General features: G+C 71.3%; 1 protein-coding gene. It reads right to left on the bottom strand.

Translation table 11 applies throughout. From position 1 onward, the window contains the following. Nucleotides 1-202, bottom strand: a 202-nt coding sequence (locus tag F0Q45_RS28550; RefSeq protein ID WP_188113236.1) for a hypothetical protein, incomplete at both ends; no start/stop codon positions are given.

The following is a 202-nucleotide window of genomic DNA, read 5'->3' as shown; positions in this document are numbered from 1 at the left end:
TCGATGTCGTCGAAGGGTCCGGCGATGACGATGGAGGTGGGGCTGTTGATGGCGGCGATGGCGGTGTCGGGGTGGTCGGCGAGCAGGGCGGTGATGTCGTCGGTGGTGGCGTGGATGGCCAGCATCGCCCCGGGGGGGCAGGCTTGCATGAGTCGGCCGCGGGCGGCCACGAGGGTGGCCGCGTCGGGCAGGGACAAGACCT

The sequence above is a fragment of the Mycobacterium simiae genome (assembly GCF_008370645.1).
Taxonomy (GTDB): Bacteria; Actinomycetota; Actinomycetes; order Mycobacteriales; family Mycobacteriaceae; genus Mycobacterium; species Mycobacterium simiae_A.
Note: the sequence above shows the minus strand (reverse complement) of the source record. Positions and strands in the feature narration are given on the sequence as shown.